Origin of the sequence: Acidiphilium sp., from assembly GCF_049977125.1 — a bacterium.
In the GTDB taxonomy this organism is placed as follows: Bacteria; Pseudomonadota; Alphaproteobacteria; order Acetobacterales; family Acetobacteraceae; genus Acidiphilium.
In genome coordinates this window covers 1-8,438 of the sequence record NZ_JBMFGY010000125.1, presented here as the reverse complement: position 1 = coordinate 8,438, position 8,438 = coordinate 1, and the positions used below count along the sequence as shown (strand labels likewise).

Here is an 8,438-nt window from a genome sequence, read left to right as displayed (position 1 = left end):
GACGCAGCAGGCACCTGAATGAGGGCAGGGTGATAGTCGACCGAGCGGGGATGGTGGCGAGAACCGACCTTCTGCTAATGGCGGGAATTGGCCGTAGTCGGACTGGCATATTTCGGACCGCCCCACGCGCCAGCATCGATCCGGTCTGCCGCGCTGTGGGATTGAGCCTGCCACCCGTATTCCAGGAAATGCCATCAGCCAAATTCACTGACCCCACCAACTGAATTCCTGTGGTGCCTAAAACTCAAAACGACCGCTACGTCGTTGTAATATAACTTTATTTTTTTAGTCACTGTGGAAGTTGGGTCATAAACCCAGCAGAATATTTATTTCTAACTTACACGGGATATACCAATGTTTTAACGTAGACCAATGGCCTACGTAAATTTATTGGTTGGTCGGTAACTTGTTGTTGCAACAACACGCGAAAAACTACCGGATAACTTTCGGATGCCTACGCGCGTTCCTTTATACCAGGGGTTTGTGCTCATTGGGTCAGTGTAGGGTGAAGTGAGGCTATTGGACGTGCCGAGCCAATGGTACATCAGTGCAAAAACCGTTCCCGGCAACACGGCGTCCGTCTCATAAACGGCAAAAGTCTCGTTACCTTGATCGTTATGGACCATCACGATATCGCCATCGACTAATCCAAGCTTTCTCATATCGACCGGGTTGATCTGAACAAAGGGTAGTGGCGTAAGTTCGTTTTTCTCAGGAAGAAGGCGCATGTGGTAGTTAGTCTGCCACAGCGGCTGGCTGCGTCCCATGGTGAACCAGAAAGGGTATTTGGTCCGATCTGATTTCAGGTAGCCTGCAACCACTGTGGCGGAGGCGTGGTCATCCCAGGGCCGCGTACCATACCAGCTGAACTTGCCGTCCTTGGTCATGAAATAGAAGGTCGAATAGAGACGCTTGGTCCCGACCAGTTGCCCGGTGTTCGGATCGGTGCGAACCGGCGTCTGAATGCCTTTCTGACCGACCTTGCGCAGATAGGTGTAATCGACGCCTTTGAAACTCTCTGGATCGAGCGTGCTCGCCCGGGATGCTGGAACCTTCGTATCCATGTCGGCATAGAGGTCGTCCTGGATCGATTTGACAACATCCGCGCCATGCTTCCAGCCCATGCCGGCAAACCGTTTGGCAATGTCGGACTTGCCGTCGGCCTGATAGAGCGCTTCGAGTTTCTGGCCGACCAAGCCGTGAATTTCCCAGTCCGGTTTCGCGTCACCCGGCGGGTCCATGAACCGGTCGTCGAGCCGCATCAGACGGTCGCCGCAATTGAGCGAAATGTTCTCCGCCTCGCCCCATTGCGCCGCCGGCAGGATCAGGTGAGCGTCACGCGTGCTCTCTATCATGTAGATGTTCTGCACCGTAACGAACAAACCGTTGGTCTTGTCTAGCCCTTCCAGAATGCGCGCGGCTAGATGCTCCATGGATGCCGGTTCGCCGTCGCCTTGCTTCTGCGCCGAAAGGTAATCGGTCAGCTCCTGCGCCCGCTCGCCGATTCGCTTGCGGAAATACGCATTGTTCTGGGCGGCGAGATAGGGGTTGCAGCCGGTCAGCCAGAAAATTTTGCCCTTGCCATCCTGGACATATTTATCGACATCCGGCGGTGGTTTCGGGCCGGGATAATCCGGCCGCGCGTAGCCTTCCTGATGCCCTCCGACTCGTCCAGTGCCGGTACCCGGCCGGCCGATATTGAAGCTGAGCGCGCCGAGCTGGGCGATCGCTGCAACGGCGTCATACTGACGATAATTCCAGATGACGCCCTTCTCGTACAGAATCAAACTACGGCGCGGGTGGCCGCCCGGCTTGGGCTGAGAGATCCACGCAGCAGCCTGTTCGATCTGCGCCACCGGCACGCCGGAAATCTTCTGCGCGCGCGCCATGAACTCCTTGTAGGGCATGTGCAGTTCGAGCGACTTCTTCTTGTAGTCCTCGAACGTCACCATATCGGTGTGCTGGTTTAGGAAATCCTTGTTGTAGTATTTTTTCTCCCAAACGACGCGCGCCACCGCGTTCATCAACATGTAATCCGCACCGAGATTGGGCCGCAGATGGAGTACCTTGGCCCCGGTTTCGCGTGCCGCATTGACCGTCGCGGAAATCCGCGGATCGACGATCACCATGCGCGCCGGTGCGATCGATTCGCCGTTGGCATATTGCTTTTTTTTCTCGTCCTTTGTCGTACCTTGCAAGTTCGGCATCATGTGGGCGACAAAAAATACCGTCGCAGTGTCGTACGCGTTGGAGCCCCACAGCATGATGGTATCGGCGAGGCGGGCATCTTCGTAGCAATAATTCAACTCGTGCACGCCGCGATCACGAGTGCCCCAGGTTTCTGAGCTGTAGCCCGGCCGGTTATGGATACCGACATGCTTCATCTGCAGCCCCGTGAACAGCAAACGTCCGGTCCCGTAGGTATTCTCCATACCACCGCCGCCACCGCCATGATCGTAGATTTTCGAACAGAGTTCGTCGGCACCATATTTTTCGGCGACTCCCTTGATCACCCGTGCCTGCAACTCGATTGCGTCATCCCAGGGAATCACATTGAATTCGTTGCCGATGCGTAGCAGCGGGTAATGCAGCCGCGCTTGGGTCGGCCGACTGTCAGACCACGTGGTCTTGGCGTTGACCGCGCCACGGCTTGAGTGATTCCCCATCGGATTTACCGGCGAGTCATGTGCCGGCACGATCGCGACGTGGTATGTTCGGCCATCACGCTTACGGATTGTCGAATACATCGATTCCGTATAGGAGAAGCCCATAAGCGGCGGCTGCGGGCTCGTGAAATCGACCCCGAAAGCGTTATCACTCGCTTTAAGTCCACCAGCAAGACCATCCGGCCAGACATAGACCTTGTAGCCGCAGCCGACGGTGCAGTACTGGCATGCGGTATTATAGGCTTCCGCATTGTTCGGCGGCAACGGGACGGATTCCTCACGGCGATATAAAGCCATTGTCGTTTCCCTCGGAATTTTTGTCGTTCGTTTTAGGCTGCGTCTTTAGTGCGGCCCCAGATCAGGCCGGACATGCGCTCGGCGTAAATGTCGCCCGCACCATCAATTCTGAGTTCAATTTGCGGCAGATAATCCGACGCCAGCCCCTGATAGGGAACGCCGTTTCGAGCCGGGTCGAACATGGATAAATGGCAGGGGCAGACGAACCGACCGTCCTTGAACGCTACAGGGCACCCCATATGCGTGCATATGCCAGAGAAGGCGACCACATCGCCCGATGAACCTGTCCCTTCGTAGGCCGGCTCCGAGAGCTTCAACAACCAGGCGGGTGATGTCGCGTCGGGATAATGAAATGACACCGGCTTGCCGGAGATGAGCTGATTGATATTGCCGGCTTTGACCAAAGGCCAGGGTTTGCCGTCAACCATCACGTTGCCGGCCTTGGCAAGCATTGGATTGGCAACAGCGCCAGCCACAGCTGACGTCTGTATGAAGCCTCGACGTGATACTTTCATTGGCAAACTCCCCTTATATTTTTGATATTACGACACTCGTAAAATAGTAATATGTAATTTGTCAAGAAAATTTTATGTTCCGGATGGCACGGTTAGCTTGACGAAGTCTGGGCGGCGGCTCTAAGTTTATTATCGTACGATAAATATGGAAATGACCATGCATCGGTCCTCTAAAAAAGATTCTGCCTGGATGGTTACGGCTCTGTCTGCTCTCGCCCATGAGCACCGGCTGGCCGCGTATCGGCTCCTGGTCGAGGCCGGTCCTGCGGGTATTTCGGCGGGAGAGATCGCCGAAAAGCTTGGCCTGGTGCCGTCATCATTCACTTTCCATGTCCAGGCACTGCGGAATGCCGGACTGATCAGTCAGAGGCGGGCCAGCCGGCACGTCATCTATGCTGCCGACTTTACGGCGATCAACACGCTGGTGGGATTTCTTGTGAAGAACTGCTGCGGGCAAGACATATCCACCTACGGCCCGGCCTGCGATCCGGCACGCCCTTCGGTAAAGCAGAAAGAGATGCGTGCGAAGGCTGAGTCAGCGTGACCATCCAGCCGCTCAACGTGTTATTTCTCTGCACCGGTAATTCCGGCCGGAGCATTTTGGCCGAAAAACTAGTCGAACGCTGGGGTATGGGCAAATTTCGCGGCTTTTCTGCCGGTAGCCATCCGAAAGGCGAGGTCCTTACAGGCGCGGTGGCGATGCTTGAGGAAGCCGGTTTGCCGATCGAGGGACTGCGCTCGAAATCCTGGGACGAATTCGGTCAGCCGGGCGCGCCGGTGATGGATTTCGTGTTCACCGTTTGCGACGAAGCGGCCGGCGAGCCGTGCCCGGTTTGGCCGGGACATCCGACTACGGCGCATTGGGGCGTACCCGATCCGGCTTTAGTGACCGGATCCGACCTCGAACGCATGGCAGCATTCCGGACCGCGTTCAGAATGCTGGATACTCGTATCAAACTCTTCGCCAGCCTACCCTTCGCTAAACTAGAACAGGCGTCACTCCAACGTCGCGTGCAGGAAATCGGACGGATCGGGTTAAGCGCCAATGAAGGTTCGGCGGCATGACAGTTACCATCTACCACAATCCCGCTTGCGGCACCTCGCGCAACGTGCTCGCCCTGATCCGCAACGCCAAGATCGAACCGGCAATTATCGAGTATCTGAAAACCCCGCCATCGCGCGAAACCCTGATCGACCTGATCGCACGGATGGGCGTACCGGTGCGTAGCGTGATTCGCGAGAAAGATACCCCTTTCGCCGAGCTCGGACTTGCCAACCCGGCCTTGCCCGACGCCGCGCTCCTCGATGCGATGATGGCGCACCCGATCTTGATTAATCGGCCGATCGTGGTGACCCCACTCGGCGTCAAGCTATGCCGGCCTTCCGAGACCGTGCTTGATATCCTTCCTGCAGCGCAACGCGCCGCCTTCAGCAAGGAAGATGGCGAAACCGTGGTCGATCCCGCCGGCCGGCGCATCCGCTAACCCTCCTTTTTCCGAGGCTCTACATGCTTGCTCTTGCGGTGTTCATCGCCACCCTTGTCTTCGTCATCTGGCAACCCCGCGGCCTCGGCATCGGCTGGAGTGCCATGGCCGGCGCTATCATCGATCTCGCACTCGGCGTCATCCACTGGCGCAACATCCCGACCGTCTGGCACATCGTCTGGAACGCGACCTTCACCTTCGTCGCCCTCATCATCATTTCGCTCCTGCTCGATGAAGCCGGGCTGTTCCGATGGGCTGCCCTGCACGTCGCGCGCTGGGGCCGCGGGCGCGGGCGCATCCTGCTGCCGCTGATCGTCCTGCTCGGCGCCGCCATCGCCGCAGTATTCGCCAACGACGGTGCGGCCCTGCTGCTCACTCCGATCGTAATGGCGATTCTGGTGAGTCTCGAATTCCCGCCTGCCGCCGCTCTCGCTTTCATCATCGCGACCGGCTTCGTCGCCGACACCACCAGCCTGCCGCTGGTGATCTCCAACCTGGTCAACATCGTCAGCGCCAATTTCTTCCGGATCGGCTTCAACCGCTACGCGACGGTGATGATCCCGATCGACATCGTCTCCCTGCTCGCCACCCTCGCCGTGCTCGGACTGATGTATCGCCGCGTCGTCGACCGGCGCTACGACATCGCCGCCCTCGACTCTGCCGCCGGCGCGATCCACGACCCTCTGGTGTTTCGCGCCGCGTGGCCGGTGCTGGCCTTGCTTCTGCTCGCCTATTTCATCACCGCCCCGTTCGGCGTGCCGGTCTCCTTCGTCACCATCATCGGTGCCGCCGCCCTGCTCGCGATTGCGGCGCGGCTGATAGGGCGCGGTGCGCCGATCATCGACATCGGCCGCGTCCTGCGCGGCGCGCCCTGGCAAGTCGTCATCTTCAGCCTCGGGATGTATCTGGTGGTCTACGGTCTGCGCAACGCCGGCCTCACAAACTACATCGCCGCAGCCCTCCGCGTCTTCGCCACCCATGGCATCTGGGCCGCCTCCCTCGGCACCGGCATCCTCGCAGCCATCATGTCCTCGATCATGAACAACATGCCGAGTGTGCTGGTCGGCGCACTGGCGATCAACCACCTGCCCCACCTCGCCCCGCGCATCCACGATGCCATGGTCTACGCCAACATCATCGGCTGCGACCTCGGCCCGAAATTCACCCCGATCGGCAGCCTCGCCACCCTGCTCTGGCTGCACGTGCTGGCGCAGAAGGGTACGACCATCACCTGGGGCCAATACATGAAAATCGGCCTACTGATCACACCCCCCGTCCTCATCGCAACCCTCGCAGCCCTTGCAATCTGGCTGCCGATCATTTCACCCCATTGAGGTTCTCATGAAAAATATTCTGTTTCTTTGCGTTGCCAATTCGGCGCGCAGCCAGATGGCGGAAGGTCTCGCCCGGGCAGCGCTGGGTGACGATTTCCGCATTTTCAGCGCGGGATCGAAACCGTCCAAAGTGAACCCCTACGCGATCGAAGCGATGGCCGAACAAGGCATCGACATCTCCGAACATGTCTCGAAATCGGTCGACACGATCGATCCCGCCTCAATCGATCTAGTCATCACCCTATGCGCCGAGGAGGTCTGCCCGGTTCTGCCCGGCCGGGTACAGCGGCTGCACTGGCCGATCCCCGATCCAGCCTCATCCGACCCCACCCTGTCACCCGACGACATCCGCCAGCGATTCCGTGAGGCGCGCGACCGGATCGCCGGGCGTATCGCCGTGCTTGCGCCCTTGATCGACCTCGCACCCGGCCCCACGGCAACAGAGTTCCACGCCAGCATCCGCGTGGCCGACCTGCCCCGCAGCACAGCCTTCTACGCCTGGCTACTCGGCACCTGGCCGAAGGACTGGACCCATCGCTACGCCACCTTCGTCCGCACCGACCTCGGGCTCAACTTAGTGCTCGTGGTGCGGGACGAACACGAATTGCACCACGACACGCTGTATCACCTCGGCATTGCGGTTGCCGACAAGGCCGCAGTGATCGACGCCTATCATCGCGCGCGCGCAGTCGGTGCCACAATCGCCAAGCCGCCGCGCACGACCTGGAAAGGCACGCCGCTGCACGAACTCTGGCTGACCGACCCCGACGGCACCTTGATCGAAATCTACGCCCGACTTACCGATGCCGAGATGCAGTCCAAACCGATCGACGAAACCCCCGAACTTCTCATCGCGAATTGATGAGTGATCCCGCGTTCCCCGCCCTGCGACAGTCGTTGCTCCACCCGCCCGATCTCGCCCGCCTCGAACCCGCCACGCGGGCCACCCATAAACCGCGCATCCTGCTTCTCTACGGCTCGCTCCGCACCCGTTCCTACTCCCGCCTGCTGACCGAGGAAGCGGCCCGCCTGCTCGATTTCATGGGTGCCGAGACCCGCATCTTCGACCCGCGCGATCTGCCCATCACCAACACCACCTCGCAAGATCACCCGAAAGTCCAGGAACTGCGCAGCCTCTCCGTCTGGTCCGAAGCGCAGGTCTGGTGCAGCCCGGAACTGCACGGCGCCATCACCGGTGTGATGAAAAACCAGATCGACTGGATCCCGCTCGAACTCGGCGCCGTCCGCCCCACCCAGGGCCGCGTCCTTGCCGTCATGCAGGTCTCCGGCGGTTCGCAAAGCTTCAACGCCGTCAACACACTCCGCCTGCTCGGCCGCTGGATGCGCATGGTCACCATCCCCAACCAATCGAGCGTTGCCAAAGCCTACGAACAATTCGACGACTCGGGCCGGATGCTGCCCTCGCCCTATTACGACCGCTTGGTCGACGTGATGGAGGAACTCATGCGCTTCACCCTGCTGCTGCGCGACCGCGCCGACTACCTCGTCGATCGCTACAGCGAACGAAAAATTACGAAAAGTGCAGATATCAACAGATTATAATCCTCTCAAATGCTCACCCTTACAATTTACAGATTCCGGCGCTTTGATCGAGGACTCTAAATATTACCTGCTTACCGACCTTGTTCAGCTAGTGCTCTGATGGCCAAAAATAAGAACATCGTGTTGCCCAAGGGAGAAATCGATGGCTCGCAATGCGGTACAGTTTCAGCGAGGGTTGAGCGAATCCGAATTTGATCGAAGGGTGCGGAGGAGCAATGCCATGCCGTCGCGATGGCGCGATCGATTATCGTGCCCGATCTGTGGCAGCCAATCGCACAGCGTGGTCAAGACGCGGGACTTGCTTCAATGCACGAAATGCCGTCGCCAAACGGCTCTGCGTCAGAGTTGGTGCAGAAGGACGTTTGAAAGGGGCATCATTCGAATTCGCAACAATTCGGTGCTTGCCCGGCCATACATGGACCGCTTCAGCATTTTCAAACGGTTTATCTGACCTTCGATTTGGCCACTGCTCCAAGGTTCCGCCTGGGGATGTCCCGGTCGTTGTTGAACTTCGGCGTGGGCGCGTTGCCTGATTTCTGACTATGCGGCTTTGGCATCGTGAGCAAGATCGGCATTGGG

Annotated in this window: 8 protein-coding genes and 1 pseudogene; 7 read left to right on the top strand and 2 right to left on the bottom strand. The window is 58.8% G+C overall.

Going from position 1 to position 8,438, the window contains the following annotated elements; genetic code table 11:
* Nucleotides 1–377 precede the first annotated feature (377 nt).
* Together ACP5E6_RS14570 and ACP5E6_RS14565 are read right to left on the bottom strand one after the other, a co-directional pair.
* Entirely contained in the window at nucleotides 378–2,963 is a 2,586-nt protein-coding gene (locus ACP5E6_RS14570) for an arsenate reductase (azurin) large subunit (RefSeq protein ID WP_427955105.1), read from the bottom strand.
* Between the two features lie 32 nt (nucleotides 2,964–2,995).
* The gene (locus ACP5E6_RS14565; RefSeq protein WP_427955102.1) at nucleotides 2,996–3,478 is read right to left on the bottom strand and encodes an arsenate reductase (azurin) small subunit; all 483 of its coding nucleotides are present in this window, start codon (nucleotides 3,476–3,478) and stop codon (nucleotides 2,996–2,998) included.
* A 145-nt stretch (nucleotides 3,479–3,623) separates the two neighbouring features.
* Between ACP5E6_RS14565 and ACP5E6_RS14560 the strand changes: the two genes are divergently transcribed.
* The 7 genes and pseudogenes from ACP5E6_RS14560 to ACP5E6_RS14530 all read left to right on the top strand — a co-directional run.
* Nucleotides 3,624–4,022 carry an ArsR/SmtB family transcription factor gene (locus ACP5E6_RS14560; RefSeq protein WP_427955099.1) on the top strand — a complete coding sequence of 133 codons (399 nt, stop codon included), beginning with the start codon at nucleotides 3,624–3,626 and terminating at the stop codon, nucleotides 4,020–4,022.
* Nucleotides 4,019–4,543, top strand: coding sequence for an arsenate reductase ArsC (locus ACP5E6_RS14555; RefSeq protein WP_427955096.1), 525 nt, complete (start codon nucleotides 4,019–4,021; stop codon nucleotides 4,541–4,543). Before ACP5E6_RS14560 ends, ACP5E6_RS14555 begins: the two co-directional genes overlap by 4 nt.
* A complete protein-coding gene (gene arsC / locus ACP5E6_RS14550) occupies nucleotides 4,540–4,962 on the top strand; it encodes an arsenate reductase (glutaredoxin) (protein WP_427955093.1) in 423 nt (140 codons plus the stop codon). Before ACP5E6_RS14555 ends, arsC begins: the two co-directional genes overlap by 4 nt.
* A 23-nt stretch (nucleotides 4,963–4,985) precedes the next feature.
* Nucleotides 4,986–6,296, top strand: a complete 1,311-nt coding sequence (locus ACP5E6_RS14545; protein ID WP_427955090.1) for an arsenic transporter — start codon at nucleotides 4,986–4,988, stop codon at nucleotides 6,294–6,296.
* A gap of 7 nt (nucleotides 6,297–6,303) precedes the next feature.
* Nucleotides 6,304–7,158, top strand: a complete 855-nt coding sequence (locus ACP5E6_RS14540; RefSeq protein ID WP_427955087.1) for a VOC family protein — start codon at nucleotides 6,304–6,306, stop codon at nucleotides 7,156–7,158.
* Complete coding sequence (gene arsH, locus ACP5E6_RS14535; RefSeq protein WP_427955084.1) at nucleotides 7,158–7,859, top strand: arsenical resistance protein ArsH; 702 nt, start codon at nucleotides 7,158–7,160, stop codon at nucleotides 7,857–7,859. The genes ACP5E6_RS14540 and arsH overlap by 1 nt, the downstream gene beginning before the upstream one ends.
* A 142-nt stretch (nucleotides 7,860–8,001) precedes the next feature.
* Nucleotides 8,002–8,175, top strand: a pseudogene (locus ACP5E6_RS14530) (transposase); the annotation flags it as partial.
* Nucleotides 8,176–8,438 lie beyond the last annotated feature (263 nt).

Excerpts from the sequence above, each read along its gene's own strand:
- arsC (WP_427955093.1), top strand. The coding sequence starts at position 4,540 with ATGACAGTTACCATCTACCACAATCCCGCTTGCGGCACCTCGCGCAAC.
- ACP5E6_RS14570 (WP_427955105.1), bottom strand. The coding sequence starts at position 2,963 with ATGGCTTTATATCGCCGTGAGGAATCCGTCCCGTTGCCGCCGAACAAT.
- ACP5E6_RS14545 (WP_427955090.1), top strand. The coding sequence starts at position 4,986 with ATGCTTGCTCTTGCGGTGTTCATCGCCACCCTTGTCTTCGTCATCTGG.
- ACP5E6_RS14565 (WP_427955102.1), bottom strand. The coding sequence starts at position 3,478 with ATGAAAGTATCACGTCGAGGCTTCATACAGACGTCAGCTGTGGCTGGC.
- ACP5E6_RS14540 (WP_427955087.1), top strand. The coding sequence starts at position 6,304 with ATGAAAAATATTCTGTTTCTTTGCGTTGCCAATTCGGCGCGCAGCCAG.
- arsH (WP_427955084.1), top strand. The coding sequence starts at position 7,158 with ATGAGTGATCCCGCGTTCCCCGCCCTGCGACAGTCGTTGCTCCACCCG.
- ACP5E6_RS14560 (WP_427955099.1), top strand. The coding sequence starts at position 3,624 with ATGGAAATGACCATGCATCGGTCCTCTAAAAAAGATTCTGCCTGGATG.